This window comes from Actinomadura sp. WAC 06369 (genome assembly GCF_003947565.1).
Taxonomy (GTDB): domain Bacteria; phylum Actinomycetota; class Actinomycetes; order Streptosporangiales; family Streptosporangiaceae; genus Spirillospora; species Spirillospora rifamycini.
In genome coordinates this window covers 41,459-66,392 of sequence record NZ_QHJN01000025.1, presented here as the reverse complement: position 1 = coordinate 66,392, position 24,934 = coordinate 41,459, and the positions used below count along the sequence as shown (strand labels likewise).

Sequence of the window (24,934 nt, the reverse complement as noted above, 5' to 3'; positions counted from 1 at the left end):
GGTGCGGGTGCTGTCGGGCGCGGCCCACTCGAGCGTGGCGAAGGCGCTCGCGATGCTGGGGCTGGGCCGGCGCTCGCTGGTCGGGGTGCCCGCGGTCGCGGGGCGGGAGGCGGTGGACCCGGCGGCGCTCGAGCGGGCGCTGCGGGAGGCGGACGGCCCGTGCGTGGTCGTCGCGAACGCGGGGACCGTGAACACCGGCGACTTCGACGATCTGCGGGCGGTCGCGGCGCTGCGGGAGCGGTACCCGTTCTGGTTGCACGTGGACGCGGCGTTCGGGGGGTTCGCGGCGCTGTCGCCGGCGCACGCGCATCTCGTGGCGGGGCTCGACGCGGCGGACTCGGTCTGCGTCGACCTGCACAAGTGGCTGAACGTCCCGTACGGGAGCGCGCTGCAGTTCACGCGTCGGCCCGACCTGCAGGCGTCGGTGTTCCGGAACGCCGCCGCGTACCTGGGGCCGTCGGGCGGGGCGCCCGATCTGGTGCACCTCACGCCGGAGAACTCGCGGCGGCTGCGGGCGCTCGCGGCGTGGTTCACGCTGCGCGCCTACGGCCGGAAGGGGCACCGGGAGATCGTCGAGCGGTGCACGGCGTGCGCGCGGGCGCTGGGGGACGCGGTGGAGGCGGTGCCGGGGCTGCGGCTGCTCGCGCCGGTCCGGCTGAACGTCGTGTGCTTCACGCTGGCCGACCGGCCGGACGCCGCGCGGCTGGCGGCGCTCGCCGACCGGGTGGCCGGGGAGGCGTTCCTGACGCCGACGGTCCACGACGGGGTGCCGGCGCTGCGGGCGGCGTTCAGCAACTGGCGCACCGGGGAGGCGGACGTGCACCGGGTGGCGGCGGCGCTGCGGGAGGCCGTGCCGGGGGTGTGATCAGTCCCGGTCGCGGCCGGGGGTGCGGCCGTACTCGCCGGCGTAGGCGGCGATGAAGGCGGACGGGCTCGCGTAGCCGACCCGGTGCGCGACCTCGGTGACGGGGTGGGCGCGCAGCAGGACGCGGGCCGCGCGAAGGCGGTGCCGGGTGCGCCACCGGGAGTAGGGCATGCCGAACTCGCGCACGAAGTCGCGCTGCAGGGTCTTCGAGCTGACGCGGAGGCGGCGCGCCCATTCGGTGAGCGGGGTGGGGTCGGCGGGGTCGCGGGAGAGGGCGCGGGCGACGGTGAGGGCGTAGCCGCTGCCGCCGGCGGGGCGGGGGACGCCGCGGCCGGTGAGCGGGGCGAGCCCGGCCATGATGCCGCGGCGCGCGTCCAGCGCGGTGCGCTCGTCGCAGTCGCGGCGGGTGATCAGCCGGATGAGCTCGGCGGCGCGGTCGTCGACGGCGACGGGCCCGCAGCGGTGGCCGTCCAGGGCGGGCGGGACCTCCCGCAGGCAGACGCGGTAGACGGTCTGGCGGTCGCCCGCGCGGACCTCGTGGGCGGTGGCGCGGGACGCCCAGTACCCCTCGCGGTGGCCGAGGAACCCGGTGTCGGAGCCGCTCAGCACGGCGAGGACGCCGTCGGGCGACCAGTAGAGCTGGTGCAGGAAGTCCTGGCGGCTCTCGCCGAGGGTGAGGCCGCCCGCCGAGCGGTACTTCAGCACGAAGATCCCGCCGGGGTCGCCGAGGCCGTAGCCGTACTCCTCGCAGTGGACGGGATCGTCGCGAAGGTGACCTCCGGGGCGCACAGAATGTCCTCTCACCGATATGTCCGAAAGTCAGGTAAGGCTAGCCTAAGCTGGCCGTCCGGCGCAGGTCAGGGCGGTTTCTCTCGTGAAACGTAAGGAAGCTCGCCCATGTCCACTCGCACGCGACTCGCCACGGCGCTCGCCGCCGCGCTGGTCCTGGTGACCGGCTGCGGTTCGGGGTCGGCCGACGACGCCGGGACGTCCGGGAAGACCCGGTCGTTCGCCGCCGACAACGGCACCGTGACCATCCCGGCCGACCCGAAGCGGATCGTGGCGACCGGGTACGCGGTGCCGGTGCTCATCGAGGCCGACGCGGAGCTCGTCGGCATCTCCACCTGGACGCGCGGGCTGGAGATGATGTCCGCCGAGGACCGGGCCAAGTACGACGGGGTCAAGAAGATCGCGGACGACGCGGCGGCCTCGACGAACTACGAGGCGATCGCGGCGGTGAAGCCGGACCTCATCATCATCGGGGTGCCGCGCCCGGTGCTCGGCGACATCGACATGAAGCGGCTGGAGTCGATCGCGCCCGTCGCGGTCATCGGCCCGACCGTCCCGTCGGCGTGGCGGGACCTGTCGCGCCGCCAGGCCGACGCGGCGGGCCGCCTGCAGTACTACACCGACACCAAGGCCGCGTACGAGAAGAAGGCCGCCGAGATCACGGCGAAGTACGCGGACGCCCTGAAGGGGCTGAAGTTCGGTCACGTCGGAACCTACGGGGACGTCGCGGGCGGGACGTTCATGCGGGAGTTCGGCGACTCCTGGGGCACGAACATCGCCGAGGACGTCGGCGTCACGTACTACGGCCAGGTCAAGAAGAAGGGCGGCGGCTCGAAGGACGTGTCGGAGACGCCGTCGCTCGAGGAGCTGCCGGAGAGCCTCGGCGAGGCGGACGCCGTCACGTACTCGCTCGAACCCGACGGGTCCACGGCCGAGGCGGTGCAGCGGGTCCTCGACTCCAAGCTCTGGAAGAACCTGCCCGCGGTGAAGGACGGCAAGACCTTCGGCCTGCGCTACACCGCCGCCGCCACCTACGAGTCGGCGCTGATGGCCCTGGACGACGTCGACAAGGCGCTCGCGCCGCTGCTGGAGGAGGGGAAGTGAGCGCGATGCGCAGGGACATGCCGCGCGAGCGGGTGCTGGAGCACCACCGGACCGGCACGGGCGTCGAGCGGATCGGCTACCCGATCGAGGTCCGCACGGCGGCGGTCGTGCGCCGCGAGCAGATCACGCCGCGGATGCTGCGGCTGACGTTCGGCGGCCCGGGCCTCGCCGGGGGCGTGCACTCCTACCAGGCCGACGACCACATCAAGATCGTGTTCCCGGACCCGGACGGGACGCTGCGCGTCCCCGTCCACGACCCGGAGACGCTCGACCTGGAGTGGCCGCGCCCGTCGCCGCCCAGCCGCCGGTACACGATCCGCCGGTACGACGCCGAGGCGTGCGAGCTGGACCTGGACTTCGTCCTGCACGAGGGCGGGCTCGCGTCCGAGTGGGCCGCCGCGGCGGCCGTCGGCGACGAGGCCGTGATCGCCGGGCCCGCGGGCGCGAAGGCGTTCCCGCACCACCACGACCACTACCTGTTCGCGATCGACGCGACGGCGCTGCCGGCGCTCGGCCGCTGGCTCGAGGAGTCCCCGGCGGACGTGTCGGCGACGGTGGTGGTCGAGACGTCCGACGACGCCGAGCACGCGTACCCGCTCGCCGCGCGGGACGGCGTCCGGATCATCCGGCTCGTCCAGGACGGCGCGGAGTCGCGGCTGGCCGGGACGGTCATGGGCCTGGAGCCCGCGCCCGGCGAGTCGTTCCTGGTCGCGGCCGGCGAGGCCGACGCGATCAAGCCGCTGCGGGCGTGGAGCAAGGGCCGGATGGGGGCGTACGTCACCGGCTACTGGAAGCGCGGAGTGGCCGACCTTGGCGCGTGACGTGCCCCGCCGGGTCACGATCCTGCTCGCGTCCCTCCTGGCCCTGGCCGCGCTGGCGTTCGCCAGCCTGTGCGTCGGGGCCGGGCGGGCCGGGCCGGGCGCGGTGTGGGAGGCGCTCACCGCCTACGCCGGGACGGACGAGCACGTGATCGTGCGCGACATCCGGGTGCCGCGCACGGTCATCGCCGTCTTCGTGGGCGCCGCCCTCGGGGCGGCCGGGACGCTGATCCAGACGCTGACCCGCAACCCGCTCGCCGAACCCGGCATCCTCGGCGTGAACGCGGGCGCCGGGTTCGCGGTCACGGTCGGCGCGGCGGCCGGGATCGCGGCGGCGCCGGCCGTGCAGCTCGCCCTCGCGCTGGCGGGCGCGGGCGCCGCGATGCTCGTCGTCTACGGCGTCGGCCGGACGTTCCCGCTGCGGCTCGTCCTGGCGGGGGTCGCGCTGACCTTCGTGCTGTCGGGGGTGTCGATCGCGCTGCGGCTGGCGTACCCGGACGCCCTGGACCGGTTCCGGTTCTGGTCGGTCGGGGCGCTCGCCGGGCGCGAGCGGGCGCCGTTCGAGCTGCCGCTGCTGGCCATCGGGCTGGCGCTGGCCGGGGCGCTGCTCGCGGCGCGCCCGCTCGGCGGCCTGGCGCTGGGCGAGAGCGTCGCGCAGGCGCTCGGCGCGCGCGTCGCCCGGATCCGGTTCGCGGCGCTCGCGCTGTTCACGGTGCTCGCCGGGGCCGCGACGGCGGTCGCGGGGCCGATCGCGTTCGTCGGGCTGATGGTGCCGCACCTCGCGCGGCGCGCCGCCGGCGGGTCGGTGCCGTGGCTGATGGCGTACACGATGGTGCTCGGTCCCGTGCTGCTGATCGCGTCCGACATCGGGTCGCGGATCCTGCTGCCGACCGGCGAGGTGCCGGTGGCGATCGTCACCGCGTTCGTCGGCGCGCCCGTCCTGATCTGGGCGGTCCGCCGGTACGGGGCGGTGGCGGCGTGAAGGCGGCGAGAGCGAAGGCGGCGGGCGGGGGCGCGGTCGTCCTCCGCGCGGGTCCCGTCACGGCGCAGCTGGAGCGGCGGACGCTCGCGGTGACGCTGGTGCTCGCCGTCGCGGGGCTGCTCCTCGGGATCGTCGGGCTGTGCCGGGGCGACGAGTGGGACTCCCCCGCGACGGCCCTGTCGGCGCTCGCGGGGCACGGCGACTCCGTCCTCGTCGTGCGGGAGTGGCGGCTGCCGCGGGTCGCCGCGGCGCTGGTGTTCGGTGCGGCGCTCGGCGCCGCCGGGGCGGTCTTCCAGAACGTCACCCGCAACCCGCTCGGCAGCCCGGACGTCATCGGGCTGGACGCCGGCGCGTACACCGGCGTGCTCGTGGCGATCACGGTGTTCGGCGGGTCGGCGGCGGGCCTGGCGACCGGGTCGGTCGCGGGCGGCGTGCTCACCGCCGCGGCCGTCTACGCGCTGTCGCTGGGCTCGGGCGTCGGCGGGCTGCGGCTCGTCGTCGTCGGCATCGCCGCGAACGCGATGCTCACCGCCGTGAACGCGTGGATCATCCTGCGCGCCGACCTGGACGTGGCGATCGCCGCGACGGGCTGGCAGGCGGGCTCGCTGAACGGGCTCGACTGGGCGGAGCTGCGGTTCCCGTTCCTGCTCTGCGGGGCGTTCCTGGCGCTGCTCGCCGTCCTGTCCCGCGCGCTGCACCAGGCGACGCTGGGCGACGAGGTCGCGGCGTCGTCGGGCGTGCACCTGAACCGGCTGCGGCTCCTGGCCGTCCTGGCGGGGGTGGGCTGCACGGCCGCGGTGACGTCCGCGTCCGGACCGATCGTGTTCGTGGCGCTCGCCGCGCCGCAGATCGGGCGCCGCCTCGCGGGCGCGCCCGGCGTGCCGCTGCTGCCGGCCGCGCTGACCGGCGCGCTGCTGCTGTCGGCCGCCGACATCGCGGCGCAGACCGTCCTCGCGCCCGTCCAGCTGCCGGTCGGCGTGGTGACGACCGCGATCGGCGGCACCTACCTCATCTGGCTGCTCATCAAGGAGGTGCGACGACCGTGACGGGTCGCCTGACCGCCCGCGACGTCACCCTCGCCTACGGCGACCGCACGGTGTCGCGGGACCTGGCCCTCGACGTCCCCGACGGGCGGTTCACCGCGGTCATCGGGACGAACGCGTGCGGCAAGTCGACGCTGCTGCGGGCGTTCGCCCGGCAGCTGTCCCCCGCGTCCGGGCGGGTGGAGCTGGACGGCCGGGACGTCGCCGGGTACCGCCCGAAGCCGTTCGCGCGCGAGATCGGCTTCCTGCCGCAGGGGCTCGCCGCGCCGGAGGGCATGCTCGTCCGGCAGCTCGTCGCGCGCGGCCGCTACCCGCACCAGACGCTGCTGTCGGCGTGGTCGCGGGAGGACGAGCGCGCGGTGGCCGCGGCGATGGACGCCGCGGGCGTCGCCGGGCTGGCGGACCGCCCGGTGGAGAGCCTGTCGGGCGGGCAGCGGCAGCGGGCGTGGATCGCGATGGTGCTCGCGCAGGAGACGTCGTACCTGCTGCTGGACGAGCCGACGACCTTCCTCGACATCACGCACCAGTACCAGCTGCTCGCGCTGCTCGCCCGGCTCCGCGACGAGGGCCGCACGGTCGTCGCCGTCCTGCACGACATCAACCAGGCGTGCCGGTTCGCCGATCACCTCGTCGCCATGCGGGACGGCCGTGTCGTCGCGGCGGGCGCGCCCGGCGACATCGTCGACGCGGAGCTCGTCAAGGAGGTGTTCGACCTTTCCTGCATCGTCGTGCCGGACCCCCTGACCGCCACCCCGATGATCGTCCCGACCCCCTGACCCGCGGCTCCCGCCGCGGGCGGGTACAGGAGTGGCACCGGAAGGTCAGTTGCTCGTAATCTCATCGTCACCCTAAGTTATTCCCGCAGGTAGTGCCCTAGTTGGCGAGCGGGAGGCGGGGCGATGGGCGAATGGAGCCGACCCGAGGACGCGGTGGCGATCGTGGGGGCCGCGTGCCGGCTGCCCGGCGGCATCACCGACCTGGACGGCCTGTGGGACGCGCTGCTGCGGGGCGCCGACCTGGTCGGCGAGGTCCCCCCGGACCGGTTCGACGTCCGCCGGTTCGTGGACGAGCGGGTCCCGCGGCCCGACCGGAGCTACACCCGCGCGGGCGGCTTCCTGGACGACGTGAGCGGGTTCGACGCGGCGTACTTCGGCATCGCGCCGAAGGAGGCGGCGACGATGGACCCGCAGCAGCGGCTGCTGCTGGAGATGGCTGCCGAGGCGCTGGACGACGCGGGCATCGCGCCGGGCGCGCTCGCCGGGACGGACGCCGGGGTGTTCGTCGGGCTGTCCGACCCCGCCTACGGGACGCTGCAGGCGCTCGAACCGGGCGCGATGGGGCCCTACTCGATGTCGGGGGCGGCGCTGTCGATCGCGTCGAACCGGCTGTCGTACGTGTTCGACCTGCGCGGGCCGAGCATGAGCATCGACACGGCGTGCTCGTCGGCGCTGGTGGCGGTGGAGCGGGCGGTGCGGGCCCTCGCGGAGGGGTCGGGCCGGGTGATGCTGGCGGGCGGCGTGAACGCGCTGCTCGGGCCGGGGCCGTACGTGGGGTTCAGCCAGGCGTCGATGCTGTCGCCGACGGGGCGGTGCCGGGCGTTCTCGGCGCACGCCGACGGCTTCGTCCGCGCCGAGGGCGGCGGCGTCGTGCTGCTCAAGCGGCTCGCGGACGCGATCGGCGACGGCGACCGGATCCACGCGGTCATCGTCGGCGCGGCGAGCAACAACGACGGCCGCACGATGGGGCTGGCGCTGCCCAACCCGGCGGCGCAGGAGGACCTGCTGCGGCGGGTCTACTCCGGCCTGGACGCCGACGACCTGGTGTACGTGGAGGCGCACGGGACGGGCACGGCGGCCGGTGACCCGGCGGAGTGCGAGGCGCTGGGGCGGGCGCTCGGCCGGCGGCGGACGCGGGGGCCGCTGCCGATCGGGTCGGTGAAGACGAACGTGGGGCACCTGGAGCCCGCGTCGGGGATGCCGGGCCTGTTCAAGGCGCTGCTGGTGCTGCGGCACGGCACCATCCCGCCGTCGCTGCACGCGGACGAGCCGAACCCGGCCATCGACTTCGCGGGGCTCGGGCTGCGCGTGGCGACGCGGGCGATGCCGGCGGACGACCGCCCGCGGCCCCTCGCCGGGGTCAACTCGTTCGGGTTCGGCGGCGCGAACGCCCACGTCGCGCTGGCGCCGCCGCCCGTCCCGCCGCCCGTCCCGGCGCCCGTCCCGCCGCCCGTCCCGGCGGAACCGGACGGGCGGGCGCTGCCGGTGGTGGTGTCGGCGCGCAGCCCGGAGGCGCTGGACGAGGCGGTGGCGCGGGCGAGCGGGCATCTTGAGTCCGTCCCGGAGAGCGGCTTCTACGACGTCGCCTACACCGCGGCCCGGCGGCGCGGCCTGCACCCGCATCGCGCGGTGGTGCTGGCCGGCTCGGCGAAGGCGGCGGCCCGGGGGCTCGGGGACGCGGTGCGGGCGGAGGCGGTCGAGCGCGGGCGGGTGGCGCTGGTGTTCTCCGGCAACGGCTCGCAGTGGGCGGGCATGGGCGCCGACCTGCTGGAGGACGCGGTGTTCCGCGCGGCGGTCGAGGCCGTGGACGTGCGGCTCGCGCCCCGGCTGGGCCGGTCGGTCCTGGACGGGCTCGCGTCGGTGCGGGCCGAGGGGCTGCGGGCGGCGGAGACGGCGCAGCCGCTGCTGTTCGCGGTCCAGGCGGGCCTGGCGGCGATGCTGGACGCGGCGGGCGTGCGGCCCGTCGCGGTGCTGGGGCACAGCGTCGGCGAGGTCGCCGCCGCGTCCGTGTCGGGCGCGCTGTCGCTCGAGCAGGCGGCGCAGGTGGTCGCCGAGCGGAGCCTGGCGCAGGCACCGACGCGGGGGCGGGGCCGGATGGCCGCGCTGGGGCTGCCGGAGGACGAGGCGCGCCGGATGCTCGCCGACCATCCGGGGCTGGAGATCGCGGCGGTCAACAGCGACCGGGACGTCACCGCGGCCGGGCCGGCGGACGCGCTGAAGGCGCTGGGCGCGCGGCTCGCGGCGGACGGGGTGTTCTTCCGCGAGCTGGACCTCGACTACGCGTTCCACAGCGCCGCGATGGACCCGGTCCGCGACCGGCTGTGCGAGACGCTGGCGGGGCTGCGGCCGGGCCGGGCGCGGGTGCCGATGGTGTCCGCGGTGACGGGCGGCCCGGTGGAGGGCCCCGAGCTGGACGCCGGGTACTGGTGGCGGAACGTGCGGGAGCCGGTGCGGTTCGCCGACGCCGCGGCGCGGGTGCTCGCGGACGGCGCGGACGTGCTGCTGGAGGTGGGCCCCCACCCGGTGCTGCGGTCGTACCTGCGGCGCGTGTCGGGCGCCGCGCGGGGGCGGACCGCGGTCGTCGGCACGCTGCGGCGGGGCGAACCGGGCCCGGCGCGGGTGCGGGACGCCGTCGCGGAGCTGGTCGCGGTCGGCGCGGACCTCGACTGGGGCGTCCACTTCCCGCGCCGCGGCGCGGTCGCGGACCTCCCGGCGTACCCGTGGCGGCGGGAGCGGTTCTGGGTGGGCGGCCCCGACACGTGGACGCAGCGGGGCGGCGCCAAGGCGACGGAGCATCCGCTGCTCGGGACGCGGCTCCCGGCGCCGGAGCCGGCGTGGTTCGGGGAGATGGACCCGGCGCGGGCGCCGTGGCTGCTCGACCACCGGGCGGCGGGCGCGGCGGTGATGCCCGCGACGGGCTACGTGGAGATGGCCGTCGCGGCGGCGCGGCTGGCGGTGCCGGGCGCGGCGGACGCGGTGGAGGTCGACCGGGTCGAGATCAGCCGGGCGATGGTGATCCCGTCGGGCGCGGAGGCGGAGCCGGTGTGGGCGCAGACGTCGCTGTCCACCGAGACCGGCGTGCTCACCGTCGCGGGTTCGGACCGGTCGGGCGGGCAGCCGCGCGAGCACGTCCGGGCGCGGGTGCGCCCGCTGCTGCGCCCCGCCCCGGCGCCCCTGGACGCCGACGCGCTGCGGGCCCGCGCCGCCGAGCCGGTGGACGTCGCCGGGTACTACGCGGCGGCCGCCGAGGGGCACATGGTGTGGGGCCCGGAGTTCCGGGTGCTCACGGAGCTGCGGCGCGGCGACGGGGAGATCTTCGCCGCGTACCGGTGCCCGGCCCAGGCGGAGGGGGACTACCGGGCGCACCCGGTGGTCCTGGACAGCGCGCTGCAGGCGGGCGTCCTGTGGCTGGTGGACGAGCTGCGCGCGGGCACCGGGTACATGCCGGCGGCGATCGGCGCGGTGCGGGTGTGGGAGGCGCCGTCCGTGAACGGCCTGCTGCACGTCCGGGAACGGCCCCGCACCGAGGACGAGGTCTGCTGGGACATCGCGATCACCGACCTGGCCGGGCGGGTCGCGGTGGAGATCGAGGGGTGCCGGCTGCGCCGGATGCCCGCGCGGAGCCGGACGCCGCTCGCGCGGTACGCGACGGTGCTGCGGGCCGCGCCCCGGCCCGGGCCGGCCGCGGCGGCGCCGGCCGTCCCGGCCCGGGAGGTGCTGGCGGACGCGGAGGCGGCGATCGCGGCGCTGCGTCCGGCGTGGGACGAGCAGGGCCACGCGGCGCACGCGGACCGGCTGGAGGAGGTGTTCGCGCACACGCTCGCCCGCGCGCTCGCCGACGCGTTCGGGGAGCCGGCCGGCGGGCGGCCGCTGGACGACGTGCTGCGCGAGTGCGCGGTGCCGCACCTGCGCCGGATGGTGCGGGCGGCGGTGCCGCTGCTGGAGCGGCACGGTGTCCTGGAGGAGGACCGGATCCGGCCCGCATGGTCCGCGCGCGACGTCGAAGGCGCGCACCGCGACCTCCTCGAACGGAGTTCGTCGTTCGCGGCGGGGACCGTCCTCGCGGTGTGCCGGTGGCGGGAGCTGCCCCGGCTGCTGCGGGGCGAGCGGCCGGCGGAGCCGGTGGAGTCCGGCGGCGGCGCCGAGCTGCTGCGGCAGGTCCGCGACGCGGGGCCGCTCGCGCTCCTGGCGGGGCGGGCCGTCGCGGCGGTCGCCGAGCGGATCGTGCGGCGGTGGCCCGCGGACCGGCCGCTGCGGGTGCTGGAGGTCGGCGCCGGGACGGGCGGCGCGACGGCGTCCGTCCTGCCGGTCCTGCCGCCCGACCGCACCCGGTACACGGTCACCGACCCGGACGGGACGTCCGTCGCGCAACTGGCGAAGCGCTTCGGCGACGACGGACGCGTCGAGCACCGCGTCCTCGACCTCGACCGGGACCCGGCCGAGCAGGGCTTCGCGGCGGGCGCGTTCGACGTGGTCGTCGCGGCCGGCGGGCTGTACCGGGCGCGGGACGCCGCGGTCGCGCTGGACCGCCTGGCGGCGCTCCTGGTGCCCGGCGGGACGCTGCTGGCCGCCGAGCCGCACCGGCTCGGCCCGCTCCTGGCCGTGGACGGGCAGGCGGCGGACTTCTGGGACGTGACCGACCGCGGGCTGCGGCCGGACTCGCCGCTGCTCGCGCCGGAGCGGTGGGACGCGCTGCTCGCGGAGGCCGGTTTCGCCGAGGTCGCCCGGACCGACGACGGGGACCCGGCCGGCGGCGCGTGGGCGGACGGCGACCTGACGGTGGCGGTCGCGACCGCGGCCGGCGCCCCCGCCGCGGAACGCCCGGGTCCCGAGGAGCCGCCCGCGCCGGACGCCTCCGCGTGCTGGGTCGTCGCGGCCGAGGACGGGCCGTCCGGGCTGCCCCGCGCCCTGCGGGACGTCCTGGAGGCGCGGGGCGGCGCCGCGGGCGCGTGCCCGGCGAGCGGCGACCCGGAGCGGTGGCTCGCCGACGTCCCCGCCGACGCGCGCGCCGTCGGGTTCGTGCTCGTGCTGGGCGACGGCCCGGGCGGGCCCGCCGAGCGGGTCGCCCGGCGGCTCGCGGCGCTGCGGGCGGCGGCGCGGGCCGCCGACCGGCTGCCGGACGGCGCGGACGCCGCGCTGTGGGTGGTGGCGCGCCCCTGCGGGGCGCTGCCCGAACCCGCCCTCGACGGCGTCGCGACGCACCCGGAGGACGCGGCGGTGTGGGGCGCGGCGCGGACGCTGGGCAACGAGCAGCCCGGCCTGACGGTGCGGCGGGTGTGCCTGTACCCCGGCGGCGACGACGGCGCCGACGCCGGGCGGCTGGCCGCCGAGCTCCTGGCCCCGGACGACGAGGACGAGCTCGTCCTCGCGCCCCGGGGGCGGTTCGTCCCCCGGCTGGTGGAGGCGGAGCCGGCGGCCGCCGCGCGGCCCGCCGCCCGCGAACTGGCCGTCGACGATCCGGGGCTGTCCTTCGCCCTGGCCTGGCGGGAGGCGCCGGTGCGGGAGCCGGGCCCGGGCGAGGTGCGCATCGCGGCGCGGGCGATCGGCCTGAACTACCGGGACGTGATGCGGGCGGTGAACCTGCTGCCGGTCGAGGCGATCGAGAACGTCTTCGGCGGGCACGAGCTGGGCCTGGAGTGCGCGGGGATCGTCACGGCGGTCGGCGCGGGGGTGACCGCGGTGCGGCCGGGCGACCGGGTGACGGCGGTCGGGAACACCGGGTTCGGCGACCAGGTCGTGGTCGCCGACTGGGTGGCGGCGCCCGTCCCGGACGGGATGACGTTCGCGGAGGCCGCCACGCTGCCGATCGCCTTCGCGACGGCCCTGTACTCCCTGGAGGTGTGCGCGCGGCTCCGGGAGGGCGAGACCGTCCTGGTCCACGGCGGGGCGGGCGGCGTCGGGCTCGCGGCGCTGCAGGTCGCCCGCGCCTTCGGGGCCCGGGTCGTCGCCACGGCGGGCACCCCGGTCAAGCGCGAGCTGCTGCGGGCGCTGGGCGCCGACCACGTGCTGGACTCGCGCAGCCTGCACTTCGCGGAGCGGGTGCGGGAGCTGACCGGCGGCCGCGGCGTGGACGTCGTGCTCAACTCGCTCGCGGGCGAGGCCGTCACCCGGAGCCTGGAGACGCTCGCGCACGGCGGCCGGTTCATCGAGCTGGGCAAGCGCGACATCTACGAGAACCGGCCGCTGCTGCTGCGGCCGTTCGGGGAGAACCTCGCCTTCCACGGCGTCGACATCGGCACGCTGCTGTGGAAGGCGCCCGAGGACGCGGCCCGGCACCTCGCCGCGCTCGCCGCCCTCGCCCGCTCCGGGGAGGTGCGGCCGCTGCCGCACACGCTGTTCCCGGCCGCGCGCGTCCAGGACGCCTTCACGCTGATGCGGCACTCGCGGCACGTCGGAAAGATCGTCGTGTCCCTCGACCCGCGCGACGAGCCGGTGCGGGTCCGGTCGCGCCGGACCCCGCCGCGGTTCGACCCGGAGGCGACGTACCTGGTCACCGGCGGGCTCGGCGGGTTCGGCGCGGAGACCGCCCGGTGGCTGGTGCGGCACGGCGCCCGGCACCTGGCCCTGGTCGGCCGGCGCGGCGCCGCCGCGCCGGGCGCCGCCGCGCTGCTCGGCGAGCTGGACGGGCTGGGCGCGCGAGCCCGCGCGCACGCCGCCGACGCGGCCGACGCCGACGCGATGCGGCGCGTCTTCCGCGAGGCCGACGCCGCCGGGCGCCCGGTGCGCGGCGTCGTCCACGCCGCGATGCACCTGGACGACGCCCCGCTGACCGACCTGGACGACGAGCGGATCCGCGCCGTCCTGCACCCCAAGATCGCCGGGGCGGCGGTGCTGGACGGGCTGACCCGCGACCGGGACCTCGACCTGTTCGTCCTGTGCTCGTCGCTCACCACGATCGGGAACGTCGGGCAGGCGCCGTACGTCGCGGCGAACCTGTACCTGGAGGCGCTGGCCCGGCGGCGGCGCCGGGACGGGCTCCCGGCCCTCGCGGTGGGGCTCGGCGCGCTCGCGGGCACCGGCGTCCTCGCGACCGGCGACCGGGAACGGGTCCTGGCCCGGGCCGGCATCGACTCGATCACCCCCGCCGAGGCGCTCGCCGCCGTCGGGGACATGCTCGCCGAGGGCGTCGACGTCGGCATGGTCGGGCGGTGCGACTGGGCGCGGCTCGGCCGGGTCCTGCCCGCGCTGCGCCGGCCGTGGCTGTCGCGGCTCGTGCCCGCCGGGCTGGAGGAGGACGACGCGAGCGCGACCGAGCTCGCCCGGCTGGTGGCGGGCGCGGGCGCGGACGAGGCGCACGCCCTCGTCGCCGAACGGCTCGTGCAGGTGCTGGCGGCGGTGCTGCTCACCCCGGCGGAGCGGATCGCGCACGACCGGCGGCTGGACGACTACGGCCTGGACTCCCTCATGGCGACCGAGCTGCTGTCCGCGCTGCGCGGCCGGTTCGGCGTCGAGATCCCGCCGATGGAGCTGCTGCGCAGCGGCGGGACGGTGAACGACATCGCGCGGCTCATCGTGCTGCGGCTCGGCGCCGCCGCCCCGGCCGCGCGCGACGCGGAACCGGCGGCGGGGCGAGGGGTCCCCGTCACCTTCGCGCTGACCGCACGCGAAGCCGTTCCGCACCCGAGGAGGAAAGGTGGCCACGTCCGCCGTACCGATCCCGATGCTCGATCTCGTCCGCGGCGTCCTCGCCGACACGCTGACGCTCGACCCGGAGGAGGTCGCGCCCGACGCAAGCTGGGCCGACCTGCCCGGAATGGAGTCCCGCACCCTCTACGCCGCCGTGTACACGATCGAGGAGCGGCTGAACGTCGAACTACCGCTCGACCGGCTGATCATCACCAGGACGGTGCTGGAGCTGGCCGATCTGGTCCACCGCACCGTGCAAGGAGAGATGTCGCGATGAACGCCCCGCGCAGCCGGCTGGCCGCCGTGTCCGCGTACCTGCCGGAGACGACGATGACCACCGGGGAACTCGAGGACCGGGTCGCGGCGCGCAGCCCGGGGGCGGACTTCCCCCGGGGGCTCGTCGAGCGCGGCAGCGGCGTCCGGCGGCGGCACCTGGCCGCGCCCGGCGAGCTGCCGTCCGACCTGGCGGTCAGAGCGTCCCGGGAGGCGCTGGAGGACGCGGGGGCGCGCCCCCTCGACCTCGACCTCGTCATCTACGCGGGGGTGCTCGGCGACACCGTCGAGCCCGCCACCGCGCACGTCGTCGCCGCCAAGCTCGGCGCCGCCTGCCCGGTGTTCGACGTCCGCAACGCCTGCAACGGCTTCGTCAACGCGATCGAGATCGCCGACGCGTTCATCGCCCGGGGCACGCACCGCCGGATCCTCATCGCCTGCGGGGAGCTGCTCAGCTCCGGGACGCCCTGGACGGTCGCGAGCACCGAGGAGTTCTTCGCCGCGGCGGTGCACTACACGTTCTCCGACGCCGGGGCCGCGATGGTGCTGGAGGCCGGCGCGGAGCCGGGCGTCCTCGGCACCCGGTTCTCCGCCGAGTCCGCCGCCTGGCGGCTGGCCGCCGTCCCGGTCACGAACCTGACGTCGGACCCGGACGCCCCCGCGGCGGCCATCGGCCGGTTCGACTACGACTTCCTCGCGTTCGCGGACGCGTTCAACCGGCTCGACCTGGAGGCCCTGCACAAGCCGCTCGCCGAGGCGGGGCTCCGCTGGCGCGACTTCGCCGTCGTCTGCGTCCACCAGGCCGCGCTGCCCTACCTGTGGGCGTTCTGCGACCGCGCCGGGATCCCGCCGGACAAGACCGTGGTCACGATCGCCGACCATGGCAACGTCGCGTCCGCCACCCTGCCGCTGCAGCTCGCGCGGGCCGTGCGGGACGGCCGGGTCCGGCGCGGCGACCTCGTCGCGATGGTCGGGCTGGCGAGCGGCATCAGCGCCGGCATCGTCATCGCGCGGTGGTGACCCGGAGATGATCACAGAAGGGGCCCGGCTCGCGGTCATGTTCGACGCGCAGGTCCGCGCGCGGCCCGACACGGTCGCGTGCGTGACGGGCGGCCGCTCGCCCCGCAGCGTGACGTTCGCGGAGCTGGCCGTCCTCATCGACCGGACGGCGGCGGGCCTGCGCAGCGCCGGGGTGGAGGCCGGGACCCGCACGTCGGTGATGGTGCCGCCGGGCATCGAGCTGCTCGCGACCGTGCACGCGCTGCTGCGGATGGGCGCCGTCCCCGTGCTGATCGACCCGGCGCTCCCGCAGGCGGCGCTGCGGGCCTGCATGGCGGAGGCGGCGCCGGAGGTGTTCATCGGCGTCCCGGTCGCGCAGGCCGCCCGGGTCGCGCTCGGGTGGGCGCGCAGCTGCGTCCGCACCTCGATCACGGTCGGGCCGCGGCGGATGTGGCTCGGCCGCACCGTGCACCGGCTGCGCGCGGACGCGCCGCCCGCCCTGGAGACCGGGCCCGAACCCGAACCCGAGGACCTCGCGCTGATCGCGTACACGTCGGGGTCGACCGGGGTGCCGAAGGGCGTCCCGCTGCGGCACCGGCACCTGCTGGCGCAGGTGCGGATGCTCGACGCGACCCGGCCGCTCGAACCCGGCACGCGGGTGCTGTCGACGTTCCCGCCGTTCGCGCTCGGCGCGACCCTCCTGGGCGCCTGCGCGGTGTTCCCCGCCGTGGACGCGCGGCGCCCCGCGTCGGCCCGCCCGGACACCCTCGTCGGCGACATCCGCCGGTTCGGGGTGAGCGCGCTGTTCGCACCGCCCGCGCTGCTGGACCGGATCGCCCGCTACAGCCTGACCGGCGGGCACTCGCTGGCGCCGGTCCGCACGGTCCTCACCGCGGGCGCGCCGCTGCCGCACGCGGTGCTCCGGCGGGCGCGCGCCTGCCTCCCGGCGCACGCGGAGCTGTTCTCCGCGTACGGGGCGACCGAGTGCATGCCGGTCAGCGTGATCGACGGCCGGGAGCTCGCGGCGACCGGCGACGCGACCGCGGACGGCGCCGGGACCTGCCTCGGCCGGCCGCTGCCGGGCCAGCTCGTCCGCGTCATCGCGGTGACCGACGAGCCGATCCGCAAGTGGAGCGACGAGCTGCTCGTCCCGGACGGGGCGATCGGCGAGATCACCGTCGCCGGGCCGACCGTCGCGGACCCGTACCTGGAGCGGCCGGGCGCCACCGCCCGCGCCCGCATCGCCGACGGCGACCGGACCGTGCACCGCATGGGCGACCTCGGCCGCGTCGACGCGGAGGGCCGGCTGTGGTTCGCGGGCCGCAAGGACGAGCGCGTCCGGACGGCGGACGGCGGCGAGCTGTACACCGACCACGTCGAGCCGGTCTTCGACACGGTGCCGGGGGTGCGCCGCTCCGCCCTCGTCGGCCTCGGGTCGCCGCCCCGGCAGCGCCCCGTCCTGGTGGTGGAGCCCGAACCGGGCACCGGGCGGGCGCAGCGGGCGCGGCTGCGGGCCGAGCTGCTCGCGGTCGCGGCGCGGCGGCCGGGGACGGCCGCGATCCGCGACGTCCTGTTCAACTACGGGTTCCCGGTGGACGTGCGGCACAACAGCAAGATCCGCCGGAACGAGCTGGCGCTGTGGGCGGCGCGCGAGACCGCCCGCGAGGAGGCCCGCGACCCGGCGCGCCGGCGGGCCGGGGAGGCGCGGTGAAGGTCCTGGTGACGGGCGGCGGCGGGTTCCTCGGCGCGGCCGTGTGCCGGCGCCTCGCCGAGCGCGGCGACACGGTGCACGCGCTGCAGCGGCACCGGTCCGCCGCGCTGGACGAGCTCGGCGTCGTCCAGCACCTCGCCGACGTCCGCGACCGGGGCGCGGTGCTCGCCGCGGCGGAGCTGTGCGACGCCGTCGTGCACTGCGCCGCGAAGGCGGGCGTCGGCGGCCGCGCCCGCGACTACGAGCACGTCAACGTGGACGGCACGCGGCACGTGCTGGAGGCGTGCGCGCGCGCCGGGGCCCGGCTCGTCCACACGTCGTCGCCGAGCGTCGTGCACGCCGGCCGCGACCTGGCGGGCGTGGACGAGTCCGTCCCGTACGCGCGGCGCTTCCTGGCCGCGTACCCGCGCACGAAGGCCGCGGCCGAGGGCCTGGTGCTGGGCGCGGCGGGGCGGCTCGTCCCGGCCGTGGCGCTGCGGCCCCACCTGATCTGGGGGCCGGGCGACCCGCACTTCCTGCCCCGGCTCGCCGCGCGGCGGCACCGGCTCTGGCTCCTCGGCAGGACCGACAAACCGGTCGACACCGTCTACATCGACAACGCCGCCGAGGCGCACGTCCGCGCGCTCGACCTGCTGGAGCCGGGGTCGCCGCTCGTCGGCCGCGCCTACTTCATCAGCCAGGGCGAGCCGCGGGGCATGGGGGCGTGGCTGAACTCGCTGCTGGCGGCGGCGGGGCTGCCGCCGGTGACGCGGCGGCTCCCGTTCGTCCGGCCCGCCTACGCCGCGGGGGCGCTGGTGGAGGCCGCGTACCGGGTGCCCGGCGTGCGGGGCGAGCCGCCGCTGACGCGCTTCCTGGTGAACCAGGCGTCCACCGCGCACTGGTTCGACCTCTCGGCCGCGCGCCGCGACCTCGGCTACCGCCCGTCCGTGGACACCGCGACGGGCCTCGCGCGGCTGGCCGCGCACCTGGAGCGGCGGCCGCTGCGGGCGGCCCGGTGAACCGGTTCCCGGAGTACCCGTTCGCGTCCCACCGGCTCGACCTCGGCGGCGTCCGGCTCCACTACGTGGACGAGGGCTCGGGGCCGCCGGTCCTGTTCGTCCACGGCAACCCGTCGTGGAGCTACCTGTGGCGGTGGCCGATCCTGACGCTCCGCGACCGGTTCCGCTGCGTCGCGCCCGACCACGTCGGGATGGGGCTGTCCGACAAGCCCGGCGAGGACCGGTACGCCTACACGCTGGCCTCCCGGGTCGACGACCTCGACGCCCTGGTCGAGTACCTGATCGCCGAGCGGGGCGCCCCGGAACGCGGCTGGACGCTGGCGATGCACGACTGGGGCGGCCCGATCGGCGCGGCGTGGGCCGCCCGGCGCCCCGAGCGCGTGGAGCGCCTCGTCGTCCTCAACACGGCCGCCTTCCCGAACCCGCACGGCGAACGGGTCCGCGTGCCGCTGCGCGTCCCGTTCCGGGTGCTGCGCGACACCCGGCTCGGCGAGCGGATGTTCCTGCGGCACAACCTGTTCGCGCGGCTCGCGACCCTGCCGCCGCTGGGGGTGCGGCGCCCGATGCCGAAAGCCGTCCGGGCCGCGTTCCTCGCGCCGACGGCCGACCCCGCGAACCGCCGCGCGATCCAGCGGTTCGTCCAGGACGTCCCGCTGCGGCCGGGCGACCCGGCGTGGCCGCTGCTGCACGGCGCGGGCGAGGCGCTCGCCGCGTTCGCGCACCTGCCCGTCCTCATCGGGTGGGGGCTGCGGGACGTCGTCCTCGACCGGGCGATGCTGGACGAGTGGCGGCGGCGCTTCCCCGCCGCGCGGACGCACGCCTACGAGGACGCGGGGCACTACGTCCTCGAGGACACCGGCTACCGGTTCCTGGTCGAGCTCCGCGACTTCATGTGCCGCTGACCCGGTCCAGCAGGGCGCCGACGTCCGGGGCGAGGTCGGCGTGCAGGACCGTGAGGCGCCCGCCGAGCCACTCCCGGCGCGTCCGGGCGCGCTGCACCTTCCCGCTGGTGGTGCGCGGGACGCCGTTGCGGCGCACGAGCACCACGCTCACCGGGACGCCCGCCGCGCCGCTCGCCGCGCGCCGGATCCGCCGCGCCGCCTCCGCGAGCGGCTCCCCGTTCCGCGCCCGGACCTCCTGGACGAGGACGAGGTGCTCGCGGCCGTCCCGCACGGCGAACGCGGCGCCCGCGCCCGCCGCCGGGTGCGCGCGCCGCCCCGCCTCCTCCAGGTCGTAGGGGTGGACGTTGCGGCCGTTGACGATGACGATCTCCTTCAGGCGTCCGGTCACGTACAGGTCGCCGTCCAGGACGAAGCCGAGGTCGCCGGTGCGCAGGAACGGGCCGCGGCCGTCGCGCAGGCGGGCGCGGAAGGTGCGCCCGGTCGCCCGCTCGTCGCCGCGGTAGCCGAGGGCCACCCCCGCCCCCGCCGCCCAGATCTCCCCGACCCGGCCCTCCCCCAGTTCGGCGCGCGTCTCCGGGTCGACGATCCGCACCTCCGCGCCGGACGGACGGCCCGCGGCGACGAGCTCGGTGCAGGGGTCGGCGCGCGGGTCGGCGCCGTCCGCGCGCACGGCCCTGCGGGCCTGCAGGGCCGCCGTGCCGAAGCGGCCGGCGACCGGGCCGCCCGCCGCCGTCATGCTCACCATCAGCGTCGCCTCCGCCAGGCCGTACGCGGGCGTCCAGCACCGGCGGTCCCAGCCGATGGCGGCGAACCGCCCGGCGACCGCGTCGAGGGTCGCGGGCCGGACCGGTTCCGCGCCGACCACCGCGCGCCGCAGGCACGAGACGTCCAGGCCCCGCGCGTCCTCGGGGCGGCAGCGGCGGGCCAGCCACTCGTACCCGGAGTCGGGCGCGACCGTCCACCCGGCCCGGTACCGGTCGATCATCTCCAGCCAGAGCGCCGGGCGCGCGAGGAAGGCCGTCGGGGAGGCCGCGACCAGGTCGCGGCCCGCGACGAGGGCGTGCAGGTACATGCCGACCAGGCCCATGTCGTGGAAGTGGGGCAGCCACCCGGTCGCCACGCGGCCCGCCGCCGCGCCGAGGCCCGCGGTGATGGCGGCGCAGTTGGCGAGGACGTTGCCGTGGGTGACCATCACGCCGCGCGGGCGGCTGGTCGATCCGGACGTGTACTGCAGGTACGCCACGTCGTTCTGCCCGGCGCCGCCGCGTCCCGGCGGGACGGCGCCGGCCGCGGCATCGCTCGGCACGGCATCGGTCGGCGGGGCGTCGGTCGCCGCGCAGCGCACGCGGCCGCGCAGGCCGGTCCGCGCCAGCCACTCGTCCAGCATCGCGAGGTTCGCCGCGTCGGTCAGGACGAGCCGGGCGCCGGTGTCGGCGAGGACGCCCTCGGCGCGGGCGAACGCGCGCGGATCGAGCGCGGGGAGCGGCGCCGGCACGGCGACCGCCCCGGCGTGCAGGCAGCCGAAGAAGGCGACGAGGAACTCGGGCCCGGTCGGATGCAGCAGGACGACGGGTTCTCCGCGCGCGCCGCGCGCGGCCAGCCGCGCGCCCAGCGCCCGCGCCCGCCCGTCCAGTCCGGCGTACGTCAGACGGCGGGTCTCGACCAGTTTCCCGCCCCGGGAAGCGACGAACGCGAACCACCGCTCGTCCCCGTACCGCTCGCTCCGCTCACGCAGGCACCGCACGAGATCCATCCGCTCCCCTTCGGTCACTAAGGGTAATGATATCGTCATGGAGAGCCATCGGCGGGTCGATCAAAGACCCAAGCCGGGCAGCTACCGGGAAGGACGCCCGCGATGACGCGACCACTCGCCCCGTTGCGCCGCTTTCTGGTGCTCTTCGTGCCGGCCGTCGGCGCCCTCGCGGTCCTGGCGTTCGGAATGGCGCAGGGCGCGCTGCCCGCGTCGTTCGCGGTGTCGGGGCGGCAGATGCAGGTGTCGGCCGACGAGCTGTCGGGGCAGGGCTTCGGCCTGCACCCGGCCGTCGTCCGCACGGCCGACGGCGCCGACCACCCGGTCATGGTGCTGACGATGCGCTCGGCGCGGGCCCGCGGGCTGTGCCAGTCCGCGCACGTCGACACGCCCCTCGGCCGCTACACGGTGCGGCTCGGCGCGACGGACCCGGCCCGCGCCTCGCAGATCACCGGCCTCAGCATCTCCGCCACCCATGTCGACGCCGACGTCGACTTCACGTCCCTGCTGCTGAACCGGGACGCGGGCGGGCTCGGCACCGGCACCCCCGCCGACGGCTCCCCCGGCGACTTCGGCGTCGGCGCCGGGGGCTTCACCGTCACCGACGTCAAGGCCGACGCCTGGATGGTGGCGGGCGGCTCGTTCCAGGTGACGGGCCTGGACGTCTCCTTCGGGCGGGACGTCCCGGCATGCTTCTGAGCCGCCTGCCCGCGGGGCGGCGCGCCGCCGCGGCGTGGTGCGCCCGCCGCCCCTTCGCCGCGGGCCTGCTGGTGGCCGCGGCGGGCGCCGAGATCCTGCTGGTGCCGGTGGCCGGCACCGGGCTGATCGTCCACACCGGAGTCGGGGGCTACGCCGCCTTCCTGCTCGGCCTCTTCCTCGCCGCGCTGGGCGCGGCGCTCTGGTTCGCGCCCGAGCAGCGCGTCCCCGTCGCGCTGCTGACCGTCCTCGCCGCCCTCGCCGCGTTCGTCCTGACGAACCTGGGCGGCTTCCTGGTCGGCACCCTCGCCGCGATCACCGGCGCGTCCCTGGCGTTCGCGTGGACGCCGCCCGCCGACGACGGCCGACCCGGGCGGCGTCCACGCGGGGCTCGCGGGCGGGCGGTCAGACCGCCGCGCCGGCGAGCGCCGCCAGGTCGGTGAGGATCTCCGACGCGGTGACCGGGGCCAGGTCGCCGAGGCGGAGGGGCGCGGGCGGGGAGGGGCGGTGGTCGTCCGGCCGGGGGGCGAGCCAGACGGCCGTGAGCCGCTGGGTGTCGCCGGTCGCGTCCACGGCGCCGACCGCTATCCCCGGCGACAGGTTGATGACGAGGTGCCATCCGTCGGCCCGCCGGGAGATCCACCGTTCGAGGCCGGCGTCCAGCGGCTGCCCGCGCTCCCACCCCCGGCGGACGAGCGCCAGCAGCGTCCCGAACGGGACGTCGAGGCCCTCGAACCGCTCCAGCCGGTAGCCCTCGCGCTCCGCGTCGGTCAGGACGTGGACGGGCCGGGTCAACTGCTCGAACGGCTGCAGGATCTCGTAGTCGGCGAACACCTCCGCCCACGCCGGAAGGGAGTCCCCGAGGTGGAGCGGGTGCGCGATCCCCACCCGGGCCGCCTCCGGAAGGACGAACGTCTCGTCGGCGGCGTCGGCGAACGTCCCGTCCTCGGCGACCCGGAACGACGCCGTCCCGCCGCCGTCCTCCGCCAGCCACACCAGGCGGCGGGCCAGGTGCCCGACGAGGGGGTGCCCGACCAGGTACGTGCGGAACTCGGCCGCCGTCCAGCGCCGCCCGGTGACGAGCGCGCGTTCGAGGCGGAGCAGCGCGTCGGACGCGGCGCCGCGCACGTCCTTCTTCAGCGCGGCGAACGCCTTGTGGGCGGCGGGCGCCAGCTCCGGATCGTCCTTCGCGCCCGGCTTCGGCAGCGCCTTGCGGACCTTGCCCGCCTCGTCCACCACGAACGGCTTGAGCTGCTCGTCGAACCCGACCGTGAACCGCCGCGGACCGTAGTCGAGCGTCATCGCCCCGTCCGCGTCCAGGCCGAACGCCGGGACGAGCCGGTCCGCGAGCTGCTCGGCGGTGAGGCCGAGGCCGTCCGCCACCTCCTGCACCTTCTCCTGCGCGCGGGCCCGCAGCGCCTTGAACTTCACCTTCCGCGAGATCGAGTCCAGGTGCGACAGCGCCAGGCCGGTGCCGATCTCGGCAAGGACGTCCAGGCCGGTGACGGCGTTCCTGTGGCCGCCCTCCCCCGGCCACGCCCGGATCACCGGGGAAAGCATCCGCACCGTCTCGTCGTCCCCGGTGCGGCCGAGCTGCGTCAGCGCCCACGCCTCCTTCGGCGGCGCGCCCGCGTCCCGCCACCGGCGGAAGAGGGCCCGGCCGAAGTCGGCGAGGGAGGGCCCGGGTCTCCCGCGCCGGGACCGCGCGCTCCCGGTCCTTGAGCAGGACCTGCGGGAGCACGGACGGGTCCGCCCAGGCGCCCGCCTCCGGCCGCTTGACCAGGCCCGTCCGCGCCGGGTGGGCCGCCAGCATCGCGCGCAGCCCGCCGGACGCCTCCGGGCAGGCGGCGGCGACCGCGTCCGGGCCGTGCTCGGCGGCGAGCCGGCGCAGCACCCGCTCGGCCTGCCCCCGCTTCTTCGCGGCCTTGCCGAGCGCCCGCACCGCGAGGTACGGCACGGTGTCGAGCCCGTGGTGGAGGAGCCACGCGTCCGCCGCCCGCCGGCCGCTGCCGTCCTCCCGGGCGAGCCGGTCGCACATGAACTCGGCGATGCCGCAGCTCAAGAACGGCACCAGCAGGTCCGCGTACTCCCAAGGGGAGTGGCCGGCGTACCAGAGCACTCGCTCGAGGGTCGCGGTCCCGTGCCGCGCCACCACGGCCCGGCGCCAGTCCCCGTCGCCGGCCGCGAGCCAGGCGCCCTTCGCCAGCAGCTCGCGGGCCTCCTCCGACGCGGGGCCGTCCGCCGTGAGGACCTTCCGGTACCGGTCGTCCGACGGCACGACGGAGGCGACGTCCGCCGCGAGCCACGCCTCGCGGAGCCCCTCCGGCCAGCGCGCCCGGACGGGCGGCACCGGGACGTCCGCCCGGAACGTCTCCGGCGGCCCGTCCCACGGCGGCGCGGCCAGCACCGCCGGGATCTCGGCGGCGGGCGCGTCGGGAACGCGGGCGGCCGTCTCGGTGAACGGCTCGACGGCCGCGCGCACCGGCCCGGGGAGCGCCGGCAGGGCGGCGACGGCCGTGTCGAGGTGCGTCCGGACGTGGTCGCCCAGCTGCTCGGCGAGGCCGCGGCCCGCGAGCAGGCGCATGGCGCGCACGGGGAACCGCCGCATCGCCTCCTGGAGCGCGCGGCGCGCGTACTTGTCGGCGCGGCGGTCCAGCAGCGCCTCGAACGCCGCGTCGGACGGCAGCAGCGCCACGGCCCGGAAGATCTGCTCGCGGTCGCGGCTGTCCAGGTGGCCGGCTTCGAGGCTCTCCAGGAGGAACGGCAGCACGTCCGGGCCGAGGCCGTCGACGAGGGTGGCGAGCACGTCTCTGCTCGCCTCGCCCCAGGAGAGCGTGACGTTCGCGGTGCGCAGGTGCTCGGCCGTCCCCGCCGAGCACAGCGCGAGCGGTTTGTACCTGCGGCGGTCGGCCTCGGCGAGGGACTCCGCCACCCAGTCGTGCCGGTTCGGCACCAGGTAGGCGGCGAGGAGCCGCGTCGCCGGGGTGGCGCGGTGTGGGTCGAGGGCCTCCTGCTCGGCGTCGCCGGCCGCGGCGAGCAGGCCCCGCACCCGCCGCAGCGGGAGCGGCCCGGGCCGGTTCGGGTCCCCGTCGTCGCGCGCCGCGCGGACGGTGAACCGGCCGCGCCACCCGCCGCCCCCGGCCATCGTCCTGACGGTCGTCCGGGACGTCTCGAGGAGGGCGCGCCCGGCGAACCCGGGGCCGTGCGCGACCGTCCAGGCGTCGACGAACGTGCGCCACACCGGCGTCTTGAGGTCTCCCACGGCGTGCCGCACGAGCTTCGCGACCACCGCGGCGCCCACCGGGTCGGGCGTCCCGTCCCGGTGCCGCCGGACGGCCTCCGCGATCTCCGCGGTCGGGCGGCCGCCCGCCAGCATCGCCTCGACGACGCCCTCGCTCCCGGCGACCAGCCGCGCGGCGGCCTCCGGCGCGCCGGGGTCGGCCTCGGGCTCGCAAACGGGGGCGCCGCCGCGCCGGGGGTGCACGGACCGCAGCCACTCGTCCGGCAGGGTCAGGAGGTCCTCGTCGGGCGGGACCTGGAGCCGATCGTTCATGTGCCCTCACCGTAAGGGATCAACTGGTCGAGAACGGAGCGAACCGGAA

Annotated in this window: 16 protein-coding genes; 13 read left to right on the top strand and 3 right to left on the bottom strand. The window is 77.2% G+C overall.

Annotation, left to right across the window (positions count from 1 at the left end):
- A partial coding sequence (locus DMH08_RS09660) for a pyridoxal phosphate-dependent decarboxylase family protein (protein WP_148108585.1) occupies positions 1–865 on the top strand: 865 nt, incomplete at its 5' end.
- On the opposite strand, the gene DMH08_RS09655 is transcribed toward DMH08_RS09660, so the two are convergent.
- Positions 866–1,654 carry an AraC family transcriptional regulator gene (locus tag DMH08_RS09655; RefSeq protein ID WP_026404750.1) on the bottom strand — a complete coding sequence of 263 codons (789 nt, stop codon included), beginning with the start codon at positions 1,652–1,654 and terminating at the stop codon, positions 866–868.
- A 108-nt stretch (positions 1,655–1,762) separates the two neighbouring features.
- Between DMH08_RS09655 and DMH08_RS09650 the strand changes: the two genes are divergently transcribed.
- From DMH08_RS09650 to DMH08_RS09610, 9 genes are all read left to right on the top strand, one after another.
- The gene (locus tag DMH08_RS09650) at positions 1,763–2,758 is read left to right on the top strand and encodes an ABC transporter substrate-binding protein (RefSeq protein WP_026404749.1); all 996 of its coding nucleotides are present in this window, start codon (positions 1,763–1,765) and stop codon (positions 2,756–2,758) included.
- Positions 2,759–2,763: 5 nt separating this feature from the next.
- Positions 2,764–3,579, top strand: a complete 816-nt coding sequence (locus tag DMH08_RS09645; RefSeq protein ID WP_125613148.1) for a siderophore-interacting protein — start codon at positions 2,764–2,766, stop codon at positions 3,577–3,579.
- The gene (locus DMH08_RS09640) at positions 3,569–4,558 is read left to right on the top strand and encodes a FecCD family ABC transporter permease (protein WP_125613140.1); all 990 of its coding nucleotides are present in this window, start codon (positions 3,569–3,571) and stop codon (positions 4,556–4,558) included. Before DMH08_RS09645 ends, DMH08_RS09640 begins: the two co-directional genes overlap by 11 nt.
- The gene (locus DMH08_RS09635) at positions 4,555–5,604 is read left to right on the top strand and encodes a FecCD family ABC transporter permease (protein WP_199747708.1); all 1,050 of its coding nucleotides are present in this window, start codon (positions 4,555–4,557) and stop codon (positions 5,602–5,604) included. The genes DMH08_RS09640 and DMH08_RS09635 overlap by 4 nt, the downstream gene beginning before the upstream one ends.
- Positions 5,601–6,377 carry an ABC transporter ATP-binding protein gene (locus tag DMH08_RS09630; protein WP_026404745.1) on the top strand — a complete coding sequence of 259 codons (777 nt, stop codon included), beginning with the start codon at positions 5,601–5,603 and terminating at the stop codon, positions 6,375–6,377. The genes DMH08_RS09635 and DMH08_RS09630 overlap by 4 nt, the downstream gene beginning before the upstream one ends.
- 123 nt (positions 6,378–6,500) lie before the next feature.
- Positions 6,501–15,296 (top strand): type I polyketide synthase, encoded by an 8,796-nt coding sequence (locus DMH08_RS09625; protein WP_125613138.1) that lies wholly within the window; start codon positions 6,501–6,503, stop codon positions 15,294–15,296.
- 7 nt (positions 15,297–15,303) lie between these two features.
- The gene (locus tag DMH08_RS09620; protein WP_084550935.1) at positions 15,304–16,986 is read left to right on the top strand and encodes a fatty acid CoA ligase family protein; all 1,683 of its coding nucleotides are present in this window, start codon (positions 15,304–15,306) and stop codon (positions 16,984–16,986) included.
- Positions 16,983–17,984: an NAD-dependent epimerase/dehydratase family protein gene (locus tag DMH08_RS09615; protein WP_125613136.1), complete on the top strand. Its 1,002-nt coding sequence runs from the start codon at positions 16,983–16,985 to the stop codon at positions 17,982–17,984. The genes DMH08_RS09620 and DMH08_RS09615 overlap by 4 nt, the downstream gene beginning before the upstream one ends.
- Positions 17,981–18,886: an alpha/beta fold hydrolase gene (locus DMH08_RS09610; RefSeq protein ID WP_026404741.1), complete on the top strand. Its 906-nt coding sequence runs from the start codon at positions 17,981–17,983 to the stop codon at positions 18,884–18,886. The genes DMH08_RS09615 and DMH08_RS09610 overlap by 4 nt, the downstream gene beginning before the upstream one ends.
- Here DMH08_RS09610 and DMH08_RS09605 read toward each other — a convergent pair.
- Entirely contained in the window at positions 18,873–20,639 is a 1,767-nt protein-coding gene (locus DMH08_RS09605; RefSeq protein WP_158642283.1) for a fatty acyl-AMP ligase, read from the bottom strand. The two genes, DMH08_RS09610 and DMH08_RS09605, sit on opposite strands and share 14 nt — an antisense overlap.
- A 102-nt stretch (positions 20,640–20,741) precedes the next feature.
- On the opposite strand from DMH08_RS09605, the gene DMH08_RS09600 reads away from it, so the two are divergent.
- Together DMH08_RS09600 and DMH08_RS09595 are read left to right on the top strand one after the other, a co-directional pair.
- Complete coding sequence (locus DMH08_RS09600; RefSeq protein WP_125613132.1) at positions 20,742–21,335, top strand: DUF6230 family protein; 594 nt, start codon at positions 20,742–20,744, stop codon at positions 21,333–21,335.
- Positions 21,326–21,775 (top strand): DUF6114 domain-containing protein, encoded by a 450-nt coding sequence (locus DMH08_RS09595; protein WP_125613130.1) that lies wholly within the window; start codon positions 21,326–21,328, stop codon positions 21,773–21,775. Before DMH08_RS09600 ends, DMH08_RS09595 begins: the two co-directional genes overlap by 10 nt.
- Here the strand turns inward: DMH08_RS09595 and DMH08_RS09590 are convergent.
- Positions 21,738–22,880: a DUF4132 domain-containing protein gene (locus DMH08_RS09590; protein WP_158642282.1), complete on the bottom strand. Its 1,143-nt coding sequence runs from the start codon at positions 22,878–22,880 to the stop codon at positions 21,738–21,740. The genes DMH08_RS09595 and DMH08_RS09590 overlap by 38 nt on opposite strands.
- 988 nt (positions 22,881–23,868) lie before the next feature.
- Between DMH08_RS09590 and DMH08_RS09585 the strand changes: the two genes are divergently transcribed.
- On the top strand, positions 23,869–24,900 hold the full coding sequence (locus DMH08_RS09585; RefSeq protein WP_125613126.1) for a hypothetical protein: 1,032 nt from the start codon (positions 23,869–23,871) through the stop codon (positions 24,898–24,900).
- Positions 24,901–24,934 lie beyond the last annotated feature (34 nt).

Coding starts and splice junctions, on each gene's coding strand:
- DMH08_RS09650 (WP_026404749.1), top strand. CDS start 1,763: ATGTCCACTCGCACGCGACTCGCCACGGCGCTCGCCGCCGCGCTGGTC.
- DMH08_RS09645 (WP_125613148.1), top strand. CDS start 2,764: ATGCGCAGGGACATGCCGCGCGAGCGGGTGCTGGAGCACCACCGGACC.
- DMH08_RS09625 (WP_125613138.1), top strand. CDS start 6,501: ATGGGCGAATGGAGCCGACCCGAGGACGCGGTGGCGATCGTGGGGGCC.
- DMH08_RS09620 (WP_084550935.1), top strand. CDS start 15,304: ATGATCACAGAAGGGGCCCGGCTCGCGGTCATGTTCGACGCGCAGGTC.
- DMH08_RS09605 (WP_158642283.1), bottom strand. CDS start 20,639: ATGGATCTCGTGCGGTGCCTGCGTGAGCGGAGCGAGCGGTACGGGGAC.
- DMH08_RS09600 (WP_125613132.1), top strand. CDS start 20,742: ATGACGCGACCACTCGCCCCGTTGCGCCGCTTTCTGGTGCTCTTCGTG.
- DMH08_RS09595 (WP_125613130.1), top strand. CDS start 21,326: ATGCTTCTGAGCCGCCTGCCCGCGGGGCGGCGCGCCGCCGCGGCGTGG.